General features: G+C 53.0%; 29 protein-coding genes. All 29 read left to right on the top strand.

Going from position 1 to position 15027, the window contains the following annotated elements; translation table 11 throughout:
• Positions 1–20 precede the first annotated feature (20 nt).
• Positions 21–1214: an elongation factor Tu gene (gene tuf / locus QWJ10_RS22010; RefSeq protein ID WP_010796738.1), complete on the top strand. Its 1194-nt coding sequence runs from the start codon at positions 21–23 to the stop codon at positions 1212–1214.
• A gap of 142 nt (positions 1215–1356) precedes the next feature.
• Complete coding sequence (gene rpsJ, locus QWJ10_RS22005; protein ID WP_003243886.1) at positions 1357–1668, top strand: 30S ribosomal protein S10; 312 nt, start codon at positions 1357–1359, stop codon at positions 1666–1668.
• A gap of 83 nt (positions 1669–1751) precedes the next feature.
• Entirely contained in the window at positions 1752–2387 is a 636-nt protein-coding gene (gene rplC, locus QWJ10_RS22000; RefSeq protein ID WP_010796750.1) for a 50S ribosomal protein L3, read from the top strand.
• 14 nt (positions 2388–2401) lie between these two features.
• On the top strand, positions 2402–3004 hold the full coding sequence (rplD, locus tag QWJ10_RS21995) for a 50S ribosomal protein L4 (RefSeq protein WP_010796751.1): 603 nt from the start codon (positions 2402–2404) through the stop codon (positions 3002–3004).
• Positions 3001–3300, top strand: a complete 300-nt coding sequence (gene rplW / locus QWJ10_RS21990; protein WP_010796752.1) for a 50S ribosomal protein L23 — start codon at positions 3001–3003, stop codon at positions 3298–3300. Before rplD ends, rplW begins: the two co-directional genes overlap by 4 nt.
• 13 nt (positions 3301–3313) lie before the next feature.
• Positions 3314–4135 (top strand): 50S ribosomal protein L2, encoded by an 822-nt coding sequence (rplB, locus tag QWJ10_RS21985; protein ID WP_010796753.1) that lies wholly within the window; start codon positions 3314–3316, stop codon positions 4133–4135.
• 18 nt (positions 4136–4153) lie between these two features.
• A complete protein-coding gene (gene rpsS, locus QWJ10_RS21980; protein WP_010796754.1) occupies positions 4154–4429 on the top strand; it encodes a 30S ribosomal protein S19 in 276 nt (91 codons plus the stop codon).
• Positions 4430–4442: 13 nt separating this feature from the next.
• Positions 4443–4775, top strand: a complete 333-nt coding sequence (gene rplV / locus QWJ10_RS21975) for a 50S ribosomal protein L22 (protein ID WP_003103908.1) — start codon at positions 4443–4445, stop codon at positions 4773–4775.
• 13 nt (positions 4776–4788) lie between these two features.
• On the top strand, positions 4789–5475 hold the full coding sequence (gene rpsC, locus QWJ10_RS21970) for a 30S ribosomal protein S3 (RefSeq protein WP_010796755.1): 687 nt from the start codon (positions 4789–4791) through the stop codon (positions 5473–5475).
• Positions 5476–5487: 12 nt separating this feature from the next.
• The gene (gene rplP, locus QWJ10_RS21965) at positions 5488–5901 is read left to right on the top strand and encodes a 50S ribosomal protein L16 (protein WP_010796756.1); all 414 of its coding nucleotides are present in this window, start codon (positions 5488–5490) and stop codon (positions 5899–5901) included.
• Positions 5901–6092 (top strand): 50S ribosomal protein L29, encoded by a 192-nt coding sequence (gene rpmC, locus QWJ10_RS21960; RefSeq protein ID WP_010796757.1) that lies wholly within the window; start codon positions 5901–5903, stop codon positions 6090–6092. The genes rplP and rpmC overlap by 1 nt, the downstream gene beginning before the upstream one ends.
• 2 nt (positions 6093–6094) lie before the next feature.
• A complete protein-coding gene (gene rpsQ / locus QWJ10_RS21955; RefSeq protein WP_010796758.1) occupies positions 6095–6361 on the top strand; it encodes a 30S ribosomal protein S17 in 267 nt (88 codons plus the stop codon).
• A 12-nt stretch (positions 6362–6373) separates the two neighbouring features.
• Entirely contained in the window at positions 6374–6742 is a 369-nt protein-coding gene (gene rplN / locus QWJ10_RS21950) for a 50S ribosomal protein L14 (protein ID WP_007161241.1), read from the top strand.
• Positions 6743–6754: 12 nt separating this feature from the next.
• Positions 6755–7069, top strand: coding sequence for a 50S ribosomal protein L24 (gene rplX / locus QWJ10_RS21945; protein WP_010796759.1), 315 nt, complete (start codon positions 6755–6757; stop codon positions 7067–7069).
• Between the two features lie 19 nt (positions 7070–7088).
• Complete coding sequence (gene rplE / locus QWJ10_RS21940; RefSeq protein ID WP_010796760.1) at positions 7089–7628, top strand: 50S ribosomal protein L5; 540 nt, start codon at positions 7089–7091, stop codon at positions 7626–7628.
• A gap of 12 nt (positions 7629–7640) precedes the next feature.
• The gene (gene rpsN / locus QWJ10_RS21935) at positions 7641–7946 is read left to right on the top strand and encodes a 30S ribosomal protein S14 (protein WP_010796761.1); all 306 of its coding nucleotides are present in this window, start codon (positions 7641–7643) and stop codon (positions 7944–7946) included.
• Between the two features lie 161 nt (positions 7947–8107).
• Positions 8108–8500 (top strand): 30S ribosomal protein S8, encoded by a 393-nt coding sequence (gene rpsH, locus QWJ10_RS21930; RefSeq protein ID WP_010796762.1) that lies wholly within the window; start codon positions 8108–8110, stop codon positions 8498–8500.
• 11 nt (positions 8501–8511) lie between these two features.
• Positions 8512–9045, top strand: a complete 534-nt coding sequence (rplF, locus tag QWJ10_RS21925) for a 50S ribosomal protein L6 (protein ID WP_010796763.1) — start codon at positions 8512–8514, stop codon at positions 9043–9045.
• Between the two features lie 10 nt (positions 9046–9055).
• A complete protein-coding gene (gene rplR, locus QWJ10_RS21920; RefSeq protein WP_010796764.1) occupies positions 9056–9406 on the top strand; it encodes a 50S ribosomal protein L18 in 351 nt (116 codons plus the stop codon).
• Between the two features lie 3 nt (positions 9407–9409).
• A complete protein-coding gene (gene rpsE / locus QWJ10_RS21915) occupies positions 9410–9910 on the top strand; it encodes a 30S ribosomal protein S5 (RefSeq protein WP_010796765.1) in 501 nt (166 codons plus the stop codon).
• 2 nt (positions 9911–9912) lie between these two features.
• Complete coding sequence (gene rpmD / locus QWJ10_RS21910) at positions 9913–10095, top strand: 50S ribosomal protein L30 (RefSeq protein WP_010796766.1); 183 nt, start codon at positions 9913–9915, stop codon at positions 10093–10095.
• Positions 10096–10098: 3 nt separating this feature from the next.
• The gene (gene rplO / locus QWJ10_RS21905; RefSeq protein ID WP_019366103.1) at positions 10099–10533 is read left to right on the top strand and encodes a 50S ribosomal protein L15; all 435 of its coding nucleotides are present in this window, start codon (positions 10099–10101) and stop codon (positions 10531–10533) included.
• A complete protein-coding gene (gene secY / locus QWJ10_RS21900; RefSeq protein ID WP_010796768.1) occupies positions 10534–11862 on the top strand; it encodes a preprotein translocase subunit SecY in 1329 nt (442 codons plus the stop codon). It abuts the gene before it with no gap.
• Positions 11863–11891: 29 nt separating this feature from the next.
• Positions 11892–12008, top strand: coding sequence for a 50S ribosomal protein L36 (gene rpmJ / locus QWJ10_RS21895; RefSeq protein ID WP_003281814.1), 117 nt, complete (start codon positions 11892–11894; stop codon positions 12006–12008).
• 132 nt (positions 12009–12140) lie between these two features.
• Positions 12141–12497 (top strand): 30S ribosomal protein S13, encoded by a 357-nt coding sequence (gene rpsM, locus QWJ10_RS21890; protein WP_010796769.1) that lies wholly within the window; start codon positions 12141–12143, stop codon positions 12495–12497.
• Positions 12498–12527: 30 nt separating this feature from the next.
• A complete protein-coding gene (gene rpsK, locus QWJ10_RS21885) occupies positions 12528–12917 on the top strand; it encodes a 30S ribosomal protein S11 (RefSeq protein ID WP_003093689.1) in 390 nt (129 codons plus the stop codon).
• A gap of 16 nt (positions 12918–12933) precedes the next feature.
• Positions 12934–13554 carry a 30S ribosomal protein S4 gene (gene rpsD, locus QWJ10_RS21880; protein ID WP_010796770.1) on the top strand — a complete coding sequence of 207 codons (621 nt, stop codon included), beginning with the start codon at positions 12934–12936 and terminating at the stop codon, positions 13552–13554.
• A 22-nt stretch (positions 13555–13576) separates the two neighbouring features.
• Entirely contained in the window at positions 13577–14578 is a 1002-nt protein-coding gene (gene rpoA, locus QWJ10_RS21875) for a DNA-directed RNA polymerase subunit alpha (RefSeq protein ID WP_010796771.1), read from the top strand.
• Between the two features lie 43 nt (positions 14579–14621).
• Positions 14622–15014: a 50S ribosomal protein L17 gene (gene rplQ, locus QWJ10_RS21870; RefSeq protein ID WP_010796772.1), complete on the top strand. Its 393-nt coding sequence runs from the start codon at positions 14622–14624 to the stop codon at positions 15012–15014.
• Positions 15015–15027: the final 13 nt, after the last annotated feature.

The following is a 15027-nucleotide window of genomic DNA, read 5'->3' as shown; positions in this document are numbered from 1 at the left end:
TCTAGTAGGGGTTTATACTCGTGGCTAAAGAAAAATTTGAACGTAACAAACCGCACGTCAACGTCGGCACCATCGGCCACGTCGACCATGGTAAGACAACGCTGACTGCAGCACTGACCAAGGTTTGCTCTGAAACTTGGGGTGGTTCTGCTCGTAACTTCGACCAGATCGATAACGCTCCGGAAGAAAAAGCGCGCGGTATTACCATTAACACTTCCCACGTTGAGTACGATTCGGCCACTCGCCACTACGCTCACGTTGACTGCCCTGGCCACGCTGACTATGTGAAGAACATGATCACCGGTGCTGCGCAGATGGACGGTGCGATCCTGGTTTGCTCGGCAGCTGACGGCCCCATGCCGCAGACTCGTGAGCACATCCTGCTGTCCCGTCAGGTAGGCGTTCCTTACATTGTTGTGTTCCTGAACAAGGCCGACATGGTTGACGACGCTGAGCTGCTCGAGCTGGTAGAAATGGAAGTTCGCGATCTGCTGAACACCTATGACTTCCCAGGTGACGACACTCCGATCGTTGTAGGTTCCGCGCTGATGGCGCTGGAAGGCAAAGACGACAACGAAATCGGTGTTTCTGCTGTGCGTAAGCTGGTTGAAACTCTGGATGCTTACATCCCTGAGCCAGTTCGTGCAATCGACCAGCCGTTCCTGATGCCGATCGAAGACGTATTCTCCATCTCTGGTCGCGGTACTGTAGTAACAGGCCGTGTTGAGCGTGGTATCGTCAAGGTGGGTGAGGAAGTTGAAATCGTAGGTATCAAAGCTACGACCAAAACTACCTGCACCGGCGTTGAAATGTTCCGTAAGCTGCTAGACGAAGGTCGTGCAGGTGAGAACGTTGGCGCCCTGCTGCGTGGTACCAAGCGTGAAGACGTTGAGCGTGGTCAGGTTCTGGCCAAGCCGGGCACCATCAAGCCGCACACCAAGTTCGAGTGCGAAGTGTACGTTCTGTCCAAGGAAGAAGGCGGTCGTCATACTCCGTTCTTCAAGGGCTACCGTCCTCAGTTCTACTTCCGTACTACTGACGTGACTGGTAACTGCGAACTACCGGAAGGCGTTGAGATGGTAATGCCGGGCGACAACATCAAGATGGTTGTTACCCTGATCGCTCCGATCGCCATGGAAGAAGGTCTGCGTTTCGCTATTCGCGAAGGCGGCCGTACCGTAGGCGCCGGCGTGGTTGCCAAGATCGTCGAATAATATCGACGTTCGTCCAGAGAAGGCCCTTCGGGGCCTTTTCTGCTTTGTCTATTATTGACACCCCTCTGGCGTCTCTATAGAATTGCGCCTCCTTTTATCGGGCATATTCTGCCTGAGGGGAAAGCTTGGAGTCTGAGGTCAAATGCAAAACCAACAAATCCGTATTCGGTTGAAGGCTTTTGATCATCGCCTGATTGATCAGTCCACCCAGGAAATCGTGGAAACCGCGAAGCGTACTGGTGCTCAGGTGCGTGGTCCGATTCCTCTGCCTACCCGCAAGGAACGTTACACAGTGCTGATTTCTCCGCACGTCAACAAGGATGCACGTGACCAGTACGAGATTCGTACTCATAAGCGTGTGCTGGATATCGTCCAGCCAACGGATAAAACCGTTGATGCGCTGATGAAGCTCGACCTTGCTGCTGGTGTAGAAGTACAAATCAGCCTCGGCTAAAACCTTGGGGTTTTAGTCGTGTAACGCTCTGAAATGGGCGGCCATAGCGGGTGAAAGCCCCGTACACTCAAGAGGTTTATACAATGACTATTGGTGTAGTCGGTCGTAAGTGCGGCATGACCCGCGTTTTCACCGAGGAAGGTGTTTCCGTTCCGGTTACAGTCATCGAGATTGAGCCGAACCGTGTAACACAGATGAAAGTAGAAGAGACTGATGGCTATCGTGCTGTTCAAGTGACAGTGGGTGAGCGTCGTGCTTCTCGTGTTAGCAAGGCTCAGGCAGGTCACTTTGCCAAAGCGAGCGTTGCTGCTGGTCGTAGCGTTCTGGAGTTTCGTCTTGAAGAAGGCGAGTACAACGCTGGTGATCAGATCACGGTTGATATTTTCCAAGCTGGACAGCTGGTCGATGTGACTGGTCAGTCCAAAGGTAAAGGCTATGCCGGTACCATTAAGCGTTGGAACTTCCGTGGTCAAGATAATACTCACGGTAACTCCGTTTCTCACCGCGCACCTGGCTCTATCGGCCAGTGCCAGACTCCTGGTCGAGTGTTCAAGGGCAAGAAGATGTCCGGTCACCTGGGTGCTGAGCGTGTAACTGTGCAGTCCCTTGAAATTGTCCGTGTTGATGCTGAGCGCAACCTGCTTCTGGTCAAGGGTGCCATTCCTGGCGCGCCTGGCGGTGATGTGGTTGTTCGTCCTGCAGCCAAGGCTCGCGGTTAAGAGGGGAACGGAACATGCAACTAAATGTAAATGGCTCGCAGGCTATTGAAGTCTCTGAGCGCGCCTTTGGTGGCGAATTCAACGAGACGCTGGTCCATCAGGCAGTAGTCGCCTACATGGCTGGCGGTCGTCAGGGTACTCGCGCTCAAAAGACTCGCTCCGAAGTATCTGGCGGTGGCAAAAAGCCCTGGCGTCAAAAGGGTAGCGGTCGTGCCCGTGCAGGTACTATTCGTAGCCCTATCTGGCGTGGCGGTGGTACCACTTTTGCTGCTAAGCCGCAGAACCATGAGCAGAAGCTCAACAAGAAGATGTATCGCGCTGCGCTGCGCTCCATTCTGGCGGAGCTGGTACGTCTGGATCGTCTGGTCGTAGTGGACGAGTTTTCTATCGATGCCCCTAAGACTAAAGGGTTGGTAAACAAGCTTGACGGCCTTGGCCTGAAAGATGTCCTGATTGTGACTGATAACGTCGATCAGAACCTTTACTTGGCTGCCCGCAACCTGCCTTTCGTTGACGTTCGTGATGTACAGGGTTCCGACCCTGTTAGCCTGATCGCTTACGACAAGGTTTTGGTCACAGTGTCTGCCGTGAAGAAATTCGAGGAGCTGCTGGGATGAACCAGGAACGTGTATTCAAGGTACTGCTTGGTCCGCACATCTCCGAGAAGGCAACTGTGCTGGCGGAAAACCAAAAGCAGTTTATTTTCAAGGTTGCTACTGATGCAACCAAGCTGGAAATCAAGAAGGCGGTCGAGCAGCTGTTCGACGTTAAAGTGCGCAGTGTTAGCACCCTGAATGTAAAGGGTAAGACTAAGCGTACCGCACGTGGTCTGGGCAAGCGTAACGATTGGAAGAAGGCATATATTGCTCTCCAGCCGGGCCAAGACCTCGATTTCTCCAGCAATGCTGAGTAAGTAAGGGGGCATCATGGCAATCGTAAAATGCAAGCCGACCTCCGCTGGCCGCCGTTTCGTGGTCAAGGTTGTCAATGCTGATCTGCACAAGGGCGCCCCGTATGCTCCTCTTCTGGAGAAGCAGGGTAAGTCCGGTGGCCGTAATAACAACGGTCGTATCACCACTCGTCACAAGGGTGGCGGTCATAAGCAGCACTATCGTCTGGTTGATTTCCGTCGCGATAAGGACGGTATCCCGGCTGTTGTTGAGCGCGTTGAGTACGATCCAAACCGTACTGCTCACATCGCGCTGCTGAAGTACGCTGATGGCGAACGTCGTTACATCATCGCTCCGAAAGGTGTGACGGCAGGTGATCAGCTGATCTCTGGTGCTGGTGCTCCAATCAAAGCAGGTAACAGCTTGCCTCTGCGCAATATCCCGGTAGGTAGTACTGTTCACGGTATTGAGCTCAAGCCAGGCAAAGGCGCACAGATCGCCCGCTCAGCTGGTGCTTCCGCCCAGCTAGTTGCTCGTGAAGGCGCTTATGTAACGCTGCGTCTACGCTCTGGCGAGATGCGCAAGGTTCTAAGTGAATGTCGCGCAACGTTGGGTGAAGTATCCAATACCGAGCACAGCCTGCGTTCCCTGGGTAAAGCAGGTGCTAAGCGCTGGCGTGGTATTCGTCCAACCGTCCGCGGTGTGGCGATGAACCCTGTTGATCACCCGCATGGTGGTGGTGAGGGTCGTACCTCCGGTGGCCGTCATCCGGTGTCTCCATGGGGCTTCCCGACCAAGGGCGCGAAGACCCGTGCGAACAAGCGCACTGACAAGATGATCGTCCGTCGCCGCAAGTAACGAATTGAGGATACGACTGTGCCACGTTCTCTTAAGAAAGGTCCTTTTATCGATCTTCACCTACTGAAGAAGATCGAAGTTGCGGTAGAGAAGAACGATCGTAAACCAATTAAGACTTGGTCGCGTCGCTCGATGATTCTTCCGCAGATGGTCGGCCTGACCATCGCTGTACACAACGGCCGCCAGCATGTCCCGGTGCTAGTCAACGAAGACATGGTTGGTCATAAACTCGGCGAGTTCGCTGCTACCCGCACTTATCGCGGTCATGCGGCTGACAAGAAAGCCAAGCGTTAAGGGGTAAGGAAAGATGGAAGTAGCCGCTAAGCTGTCGGGCGCTCGAATCTCCGCCCAGAAAGCCCGCTTGGTCGCCGACCAGATTCGCGGGAAGAAGGTGGGCGAGGCGCTCAACCTCCTGGCTTTCAGCAGTAAGAAAGCTGCCGAGATCATGAAAAAAGTGTTGGAGTCGGCTGTTGCCAATGCCGAGCACAACGAAGGCGCAGACGTGGATGACCTAAAAGTCTCCACGGTTTTCGTCAACGAAGGGCGTTCGCTGAAGCGCATCATGCCGCGCGCCAAAGGTCGTGCTGATCGCATCGTGAAGCGGTCTTGCCATATCACGGTCAAGGTTGCGGACAAGTAACGGAGTCGATCAGATGGGTCAGAAAGTACATCCCAATGGCATTCGCCTGGGCATCGTCAAGGAGCATACTTCCGTTTGGTATGCAGATAAGCGCACTTACGCTGATTATCTGCTCTCCGACCTGAAGGTTCGTGAGTACCTCCAAGACAAACTAAAAAGCGCGTCCGTAAGCCGTATCGATATTCATCGTCCGGCGCAAACTGCACGCATTACCATCCACACTGCTCGTCCCGGTATCGTTATCGGCAAGAAAGGTGAGGATGTAGAAAAGCTGCGTCAGGACCTGACCAAGCAAATGGGTGTGCCTGTGCACATCAACATCGAAGAGATCCGTAAGCCGGAACTCGACGGTGCGCTGGTTGCGCAAAGCGTGGCTCAGCAGCTCGAGCGTCGCGTTATGTTCCGTCGTGCGATGAAGCGCGCAGTGCAGAGTGCGATGCGTCTTGGTGCCAAAGGCATCAAGATTCAGGTGAGTGGTCGTCTTGGCGGGGCAGAAATTGCTCGTACCGAGTGGTATCGCGAAGGTCGTGTGCCGCTGCACACACTGCGTGCCGATATTGACTACGCAACTGCGGAAGCGCACACCACTTATGGTGTGATCGGTGTGAAGGTTTGGATCTTCAAGGGCGAGGTCATTGGTGGCCGCCAGGAAGAGCTTAAGCCTGTAGCTCCTGCTCCGCGTAAAAAAGCTGCTAAGTAAGGAGTACGCATCATGCTGCAACCTAAGCGTACAAAATTCCGCAAGCAGATGACCGGTCACAACCGTGGCTTGGCTCATCGCGGTAGTAAAGTAAGCTTTGGCGAATATGCGCTGAAAGCTGTTGGCCGTGGCCGTCTTACTGCTCGCCAGATCGAAGCAGCTCGTCGTGCCTTGACTCGTCACGTTAAGCGTGGCGGTAAAATCTGGATCCGTGTGTTCCCGGACAAGCCTGTTACCAAGAAGCCTCTTGAAGTGCGTATGGGTAAAGGTAAGGGTAGTGTTGAGTACTGGGTAGCCCAGATCCAGCCGGGCAAGGTCCTCTACGAGATCGAGGGTGTTTCTGAGGTTCTGGCTCGTGAAGCTTTTGCGCTCGCGGCTGCCAAGCTTCCCGTTGAAACCTCCTTTGTTAAGCGGACGGTGATGTAATGAAAGCGCAAGAATTACGTGAGAAATCCGTCGAGGAGCTGAACGAGCAGCTCCTCAGCCTGCTGCGTGACCAGTTTAATCTGCGTATGCAGAAGGCAACTGGCCAATTGGGGCAGTCTCACATGCTCTCGCAAGTGAAGCGCGACATTGCTCGTGTCAAGACTGTGCTGAACCAGCAAGCAGGTAAGTGATCATGGCTGAAGCTGAAAAGACCGTCCGTACACTGACCGGCCGAGTGGTCAGTGATAAAATGGACAAAACCATCACTGTATTGATCGAGCGTCGCGTTAAGCACCCGATCTACGGTAAATACGTCAAGCGTTCCACCAAGCTGCACGCCCACGACGAAAACAATCAGTGCCGCGCTGGTGACCTGGTCACCATTCGCGAAACCCGCCCTCTGGCAAAGACCAAGGCGTGGACGCTGGTTGATGTCGTTGAGCGCGCCGTACAAGTGTAAGGGTGAAGAGCCATGATTCAGACTCAATCCATGCTCGATGTGGCCGATAACAGCGGCGCTCGTCGTGTTATGTGCATCAAGGTGCTGGGTGGTTCGCATCGCCGCTACGCAGGTATTGGCGACATCATCAAGGTCACCGTAAAAGAAGCCATTCCTCGTGGAAAGGTGAAGAAGGGCCAGGTGATGACGGCTGTTGTGGTGCGTACTAAGCACGGTGTGCGCCGTACTGACGGCTCCATCATTCGCTTCGACGGTAACGCGGCTGTTCTGTTGAACAACAAGCAGGAGCCTATCGGTACCCGTATCTTTGGGCCGGTGACGCGTGAACTTCGCTCTGAGAAGTTCATGAAGATCGTCTCCCTTGCCCCCGAAGTGCTGTAAGGAGTAGCCGTCATGCAAAAAATTCGTCGTGACGATGAAGTAATCGTCATCGCAGGCAAGGACAAGGGCAAGCGCGGTAAGGTGCTCAAGGTTCTGGCTGATGACCGTTTGGTTGTTGGTGGTGTTAACCTTGTCAAGCGTCACACCAAGCCTAACCCCATGCTGGGCGCGCAAGGTGGCATTGTTGAGAAGGAAGCTCCTCTGCATGTCTCCAACGTTGCTATCTTCAACCCTGAAACTAACAAGGCTGACCGCGTAGGTTTCAAGGTAGAGGACGGTAAAAAAATTCGTATCTTTAAGTCGAACCAGAAAGCGGTTCAGGCTTAAGGTTGCTAGGTAGATCACCATGGCACGATTGAAAGAAGTTTATCGGAAGGACATCGCGCCCAAGCTGAAAGAACAGCTTCAGCTGGCTAACGTGATGGAAGTTCCGCGTATCACTAAAATCACTCTGAATATGGGTGTTGGTGAGGCGGTAGGCGATAAGAAGATTATCGACAATGCGCTGGCTGACCTTGAGAAAATTGCTGGTCAGAAGCCGGTTGTAACTTATGCGCGTAAGTCGATCGCTGGTTTTAAGATCCGTGATGGTTGGCCGATTGGCGTCAAGGTAACTCTGCGTAGCGATCGCATGTACGAGTTCCTGGATCGTCTGCTGGCTATCTCTTTGCCGCGCGTTCGTGACTTCCGTGGTCTGAATGCCAAGTCCTTTGATGGTCGCGGTAACTACAGCATGGGTGTTAAAGAGCAAATCATCTTCCCGGAAATCGATTACGATAAAATCGATGCGCTCCGCGGTATGGATATTACTCTGACTACAACTGCTCGTACGGATGAGGAAGGTCGTGCACTGCTTCGTGCATTTAACTTCCCGTTCCGTAACTGATAGGAGCTACGTATGGCTAAGCAAAGCATGAAGAACCGTGAGCTGAAGCGTCAGCAAACGGTTGCTAAGTTTGCAGCTAAGCGCGCTGAGTTAAAGGCAGCTATTGCCAATCCCAACACTTCTCCGGAAGATCGTTGGGCTGCACAGGTTGCACTTCAAAAGCAGCCTCGCGACGCTAGCGCCAGTCGTCTGCGTAATCGCTGCCGTTTGACTGGTCGTCCGCACGGTGTATACCGTAAGTTCGGTCTGTCGCGTATTATGTTGCGCGAAGCTGCGATGCGTGGTGATGTTCCTGGTCTGGTTAAAGCCAGCTGGTAATTTCATAGCAATTTGCAGTAAGTATGCGAATCAAGCCCCTTTTGGGGCTTGATTCGTTTTTGTATGCCTACTAGAATATCCGGCTCGCCCGAGTCGGCATGTTTTCGGCTGGGCAGTTTCAGAGCTATAGGCTCATTTATGCATTTAGGAGCTACAAGCCCATGAGTATGCAGGACCCGTTAGCAGATATGCTAACTCGTATCCGTAATGCCCAGATGGCTGAAAAGTCCGTCGTAAGCATGCCTTCCTCCAAGCTGAAGGTAGCGGTAGCTAAAGTCCTTAAGGACGAAGGTTACATCGCGGGTTTTCAGGTCAGCACGGAAGTTAAGCCGCTGCTGTCCATCGAGCTGAAGTACTTCGAAGGTAAGCCTGTAATCGAAGAGCTTAAGCGTTCTAGCCGTCCTGGCCTTCGCCAGTACAAATCTGTTGACCAGTTGCCGAAAGTGCGCGGCGGTTTGGGTGTATCGATCGTGTCCACCAACAAGGGTGTGATGACTGATCGTGCAGCCCGTGCTGCTGGTGTTGGCGGCGAAGTGCTCTGCACTGTTTTCTAAGGGGAAGAAGCATGTCTCGCGTTGCTAAAAACCCCGTTAAGCTTCCTGCCGGTGTTGAAATTAACCTGGCTGGTCAACAGCTTTCTATTAAGGGTTCCAAAGGCTCTCTTGAGCTTAAGGTTCATCCTTCTGTTGAAGTCTCTCAAGAGTCCGGTGAGCTTCGTTTCGCCGCTCGTAATGGTGATCAGCAGACTCGTGCCATGGCTGGTACTACCCGTGCGCTGGTCAACAATATGGTCATTGGCGTGAGCCAAGGCTTTGAGCGCAAGCTTCAGCTGGTTGGTGTTGGTTATAAAGCTCAGGCCAAGGGCCAGGTTCTTTCGCTTTCCCTGGGTTTCTCTCATCCGGTCGACTATGAATTGCCGCAAGGCATTACTGCTGAGACCCCGAGCCAGACTGATATCCTGATTAAGGGTATTGATAAGCAGCTCGTTGGACAGGTGGCAGCAGAGATTCGTGATTTCCGTCCGCCAGAGCCCTATAAGGGCAAAGGTGTACGTTATTCCGATGAAGTCGTTCGCCGTAAAGAAGCCAAGAAAAAGTAGGGCATAGCAAATGAGCGTAAAGAAAGAAACTCGACTGCGTCGCGCTCGCAAGGCACGCCTGAGAATGCGCGAGCTGGAAACTGTACGTCTGTGCGTCTACCGTTCCTCTCAGCACATCTATGCCCAGGTCATCGCGGCCGACGGCAGCAAGGTTCTGGCCAGTGCGTCTACGCTGGACAAAGACCTGCGCGAAGGCGCAACCAGCAACATCGAAGCGGCGCAAAAGGTCGGCAAGCTGGTAGCAGAGCGTGCCAAAGCGGCTGGCGTTACTCAAGTAGCGTTTGATCGTTCTGGCTTCAAGTATCATGGTCGCGTTAAGGCGCTGGCCGATGCCGCTCGTGAAGGCGGGCTGGAGTTCTAAGTCATGGCAAACAACGATCAAAAGCGCGACGAAGGTTACATCGAGAAGCTCGTTCAAGTTAACCGTGTTGCTAAAACCGTTAAAGGTGGCCGTATCTTCGCTTTCACTGCACTAACCGTGGTGGGTGATGGTAAGGGTCGTGTTGGTTTTGGCCGTGGTAAGGCGCGCGAAGTTCCTGCAGCTATTCAAAAGGCTATGGAAGCTGCGCGCCGTAACATGATTCAGGTTGATCTGAACGGCAACACACTTCAATACCCAGTGAAGTCTGCTCATGGCGCATCCAAAGTTTTCATGCAGCCTGCTTCTGAAGGTACGGGTATCATTGCCGGCGGTGCCATGCGTGCCGTTCTAGAGGTGGCTGGCGTTCAGAACGTTCTGGCTAAGTGCTATGGCTCCACTAATCCAGTAAACGTTGTCTATGCAACGTTTGAGGGTTTGAAGCACATGCAGTCGCCTGAGTCGGTCGCGGCCAAGCGTGGCAAGAGCGTCGAGGAGATTCTCTGATCATGGCTACTTCAACTGTTAAAGTTACGCTGATCAAAAGCGTGAATGGCCGTTTGGCTAATCACAAAGCCTGCGTCAAGGGTCTCGGCCTGCGTCGCATCGGTCATACCGTTGAAGTTCTGGATACTCCAGAAAACCGCGGCATGATTAATAAGGCTTACTATTTACTGCGTGTGGAGGGTTAAGTTATGAAACTTAACGATCTACGTTCCGCTCCTGGTGCACGTCGTGAAAAGCTGCGTCCAGGTCGTGGTATCGGTAGCGGTCTTGGTAAGACTGGCGGCCGTGGCCACAAGGGTGCTACTTCCCGTTCCGGCGGTAAGGTTGCTCCTGGTTTCGAGGGCGGTCAACAGCCCCTTCACCGTCGTCTGCCGAAGTTTGGTTTCGTATCGCTGAAAGCCCTTGATCGCGCTGAGGTTCGTACTTCAGAGCTGGCAAAGGTAGAAGGCGGCGTGATCACTTTGCAAGCGCTGAAAGATGCCAATGTTATCAATCGTAGCGTTGTGCGCGTTAAGGTCGTTCTCTCTGGCGAAATCAGTCACGCTGTTACCTTGAAGGGCATTCCTGCCACTAAGGGTGCTCGCGCGGCTATCGAAGCAGCTGGCGGTAAGATCGAGGAATAAATGGCTAAGCAAGGTTCTCTCTCTGCGCTCAACAATGGCGGTTTGTCGGAACTGTGGGCGCGCTTGCGCTTCCTGTTTCTGGCAATCATCGTTTATCGAATTGGTGCGCATATTCCAGTTCCAGGTATAAATCCTGATCAATTGGCTGCACTGTTTCGGCAGAACGAGGGGACCATTCTTAGCCTGTTCAACATGTTCTCTGGCGGTGCGCTGGAGCGGATGAGTATATTTGCACTTGGGATCATGCCGTATATCTCGGCATCGATCATCATGCAGCTTCTCACTGCTATCAGCCCACAGCTAGAGCAGTTGAAAAAAGAAGGCGAGTCTGGTCGCCGCAAGATCAGTCAGTACACTCGTTACGGTACACTCGTGCTTGCGCTGGTTCAGGCTACGGGTATGTCTGTAGGACTGGCGAGTCAAGGTGTAGCCTTTTCAGCAGGGTTCAGCTTCTATTTTGTTGCTGTAACCACATTTGTTGCGGGCGCACTTTTTATGATGTGGCTGGGTGAACAGATAACCGAGCGAGGTGTTGGTAATGGAATTTCCATGCTGATCTTCTCGGGAATCGTTGCTGGCTTACCGCGGGCGATTGGTCAATCCTTCGAGTCTGCTCGTCAAGGCGATATTAATATCTTCGCTCTGATAGCTGTGGGCCTTGTTGCTGTTGCTATCATTGCGTTCGTGGTCTTCATCGAGCGCGGCCAGCGTCGTATCGCTGTTCATTATGCTAAGCGCCAGCAAGGCCGTAAGGTGTTTGCAGCGCAAAATAGTCATTTGCCACTGAAAGTAAATATGGCGGGTGTCATACCTGCTATCTTTGCAAGTAGCATTTTGCTGTTCCCGGCCTCGCTAGGCTCGTGGTTCGGTCAGTCTCAAGGGCTCGGTTGGCTTCAGGATGTGGCTCAGGCCATTGCTCCAGGGCAGCCGCTTAATATCTTGCTGTTTAGTGCGGGGATCATATTTTTCTGCTTCTTTTACACAGCCTTGATGTTTAACCCTAAGGACGTTGCCGAGAACCTAAAGAAGTCTGGTGCGTTTATTCCAGGAATCCGTCCTGGTGAGCAGTCTGCACGCTATATAGATGGTGTGTTGACGCGTTTGACCATGTTCGGCGCCCTGTATATGACGGCGGTCTGCTTGTTGCCCCAGTTTCTGGTGGTTGCAGCCAACGTGCCGTTTTACCTCGGCGGGACTTCGCTGCTGATCGTAGTTGTGGTGGTCATGGACTTTATGTCCCAGGTCCAATCGCATCTTGTATCCCACCAGTATGAGTCTCTGATGAAGAAAGCCAACCTGAAGGGTTACGGCGGCGGAATGCTCCGCTGATCTGTACCCGTAAGGTTAAGGAGTTGGTGATGAAAGTTCGTGCATCGGTCAAGAAGCTGTGCCGTAACTGCAAAATCATCCGTCGCGACGGCGTCGTTCGGGTGATCTGCAGCGCGGAGCCGCGTCACAAGCAGCGCCAAGGCTGAGTGTGAATACACGCGTATAACCCGACAGCTAGTGTGCTGTCGGGTTGATCATTTTTTATTACAGCGTTAATATCTCGCGCCCTTTTCTTGGCTTCCAGGGCGTGGGTTGCTGTCACATGGAGTTTTTCTAGAATGGCCCGTATTGCAGGCGTTAACATTCCGGATAACAAGCATACTGTTATCTCGCTGACCTATATCTATGGTATTGGTCGCACTACTGCTCAGAATATCTGTGCGGCCACAGGCATCAGCCCGTCCGCCAAAATTAAGGATCTGAGCGACGAGCAGATCGATCAGCTGCGTAATGAAGTCGCTAAGCTCGTCACTGAAGGTGACCTGCGTCGCGAACTCAACATGAATATCAAGCGCTTGATGGACCTGGGTTGCTACCGTGGCCTTCGCCATCGTCGCGGTCTGCCGGTTCGTGGTCAGCGTACCAAGACCAACGCGCGTACCCGTAAGGGCCCGCGTAAGCCGATCCGCAAGTAATCGCATCCGCGAATCGACAGGAATTTAGTCATGGCAAAACCTGCTGCTCGTCCTCGTAAGAAAGTCAAAAAGACAGTGGTTGATGGCATCGCCCACATCCACGCGTCTTTCAATAACACCATCGTAACCATTACTGATCGTCAAGGTAATGCGTTGTCCTGGGCTACTTCTGGTGGTTCCGGTTTCCGTGGCTCCCGTAAGAGCACTCCGTTCGCTGCCCAGGTTGCAGCTGAGCGTGCCGGACAGGCAGCTCTTGAGTACGGTCTCAAGAACCTTGACGTAAACGTCAAAGGCCCAGGCCCGGGCCGTGAGTCTGCAGTGCGTGCATTGAACGCCTGTGGTTACAAGATCGCCAGCATTACCGACGTGACGCCCATCCCGCATAATGGATGCCGTCCGCCGAAGAAGCGTCGCGTGTAATAGGAGACAGTAAGAAATGGCTCGTTACATTGGTCCCAAGTGCAAACTGTCCCGCCGTGAAGGCACCGATCTCTTCCTGAAGAGCGGTGTGCGCGCGATTGAATCCAAGTGCAATATTGAAACTGCTCCTGGAGCTCACGGTCAGCGTCGTGGTCGTTTATCCGACTATGGCCTGCAGTTACGTGAGAAGCAAAAAGTTCGCCGTATCTACGGCGTCCTGGAGCGTCAGTTTGCTGGTTATTACAAAGAAGCTGCTCGTCGCAAAGGTGCAACAGGCGAAAACCTGCTGCAGCTGCTAGAAACTCGTTTGGATAACGTTGTTTACCGTATGGGTTTCGGTGCTACTCGTGCAGAGTCTCGCCAGCTGGTTTCTCACAAGTCCATTACTGTTAATGGTCAGACTGTAAACATCCCGTCCTACCAAGTTAAGCCTGGTGATGTGGTAGCAGTACGCGAGAAGGCAAAGAATCAACTGCGTATCGCCCAAGCTCTCGAGCTTTGCGCCCAGCGCGGTCGTGTTGAGTGGGTAGAAGTCGACTCCGAGAAGAAGTCTGGTACGTTCAAGAGCGTTCCGGCTCGTGGCGACCTTTCCGCCGACATCAACGAAAACCTGATTGTCGAGCTCTACTCCAAGTAAGGGCTAGAAAATAGGTGCATCCATGCAGAGTTCGGTAAATGAGTTCCTGACCCCCCGGCACATTGATGTGCAGGCGGTCAGTCCAACCCGCGCCAAAATCACGCTCGAGCCTCTCGAGCGCGGTTTTGGTCATACCTTGGGCAACGCGCTTCGTCGCATCTTGTTGTCCTCCATGCCTGGCTGCGCGGTGGTCGAAGCCGAAATTGATGGCGTACTACACGAGTACAGCGCAATCGAAGGCGTGCAGGAAGACGTTATTGAAATCCTGCTTAACCTTAAAGGTCTGGCTATCAAGCTTCATGGTCGTGACGAGGTGACTCTGACCCTTTCCAAGAAAGGTCAAGGTCCCGTTCTGGCTTCCGATATTCAGCTTGAGCATGACGTTGAAATCGTCAATGGCGATCATGTCATTGCTCATCTGGCTGATAACGGTTCGCTGAACATGCGGCTTAAGATTGCTCGTGGCCGTGGCTATGAGCCGGCTGATGCTCGCCAGAGTGAAGAAGACGAGACGCGTGCGATTGGTCGCCTGCAGCTCGATTCCTCTTTTAGCCCGGTTCGCCGTGTGGCCTATGTGGTCGAAAACGCTCGTGTTGAGCAGCGTACTAACCTGGATAAGCTGGTTCTTGATCTTGAGACCAATGGTACTCTGGATCCTGAGGAAGCTATCCGTCGTGCTGCAACCATCTTGCAACAGCAATTGGCTGCTTTCGTTGATCTCAAAGGTGACAGTGAGCCTGTTGTCGTTGAGCAGGAAGACGAAATTGATCCGATTCTGCTGCGTCCGGTTGATGACCTTGAACTGACCGTCCGTTCGGCTAACTGCTTGAAAGCTGAGAATATCTACTATATCGGTGATCTGATTCAGCGTACCGAAGTAGAGCTGCTCAAGACGCCTAATCTAGGTAAGAAGTCGCTTACCGAGATTAAGGATGTCCTAGCTTCACGTGGTTTGTCGCTTGGCATGCGCCTGGACAACTGGCCCCCGGCAAGTCTTAAGAAGGACGATAAGGCTACAGCCTGATCGTTATTAGTCACCGAACGTTAGTTTGGTAAGGAATTTAACCATGCGTCATCGTAAAAGTGGTCGTCACCTGAACCGCACGAGCGCACACCGCAAGGCTATGTTCCAGAACATGGCTGTGTCGCTGTTCGAGCATGAACTGATCAAAACTACTCTTCCAAAAGCCAAGGAACTGCGTCGCGTTGCCGAGCCGCTGATCACTCTGGCCAAAGAAGATAGCGTTGCCAACCGTCGTCTGGCTTTCGACCGTACTCGTTCGAAAGCTGCTGTCGGCAAGCTGTTTAACGATCTGGGCAAGCGTTATGCAAATCGTCCAGGTGGTTATCTGCGTATTCTCAAGTGCGGCTTCCGTGCTGGTGATAACGCTCCTATGGCCTATGTTGAGCTGGTTGACCGTCCTATTGGCGGCACAGTTGAGGCTGAATCTGCTGAATAAGCAGTGAGTGTTA

The organism is Pseudomonas sp. WAC2, from assembly GCF_030403525.1.
Taxonomy (GTDB): Bacteria; Pseudomonadota; Gammaproteobacteria; order Pseudomonadales; family Pseudomonadaceae; genus Chryseomonas; species Chryseomonas luteola.
This window is presented reverse-complemented; position numbering and strand designations above follow the sequence as displayed.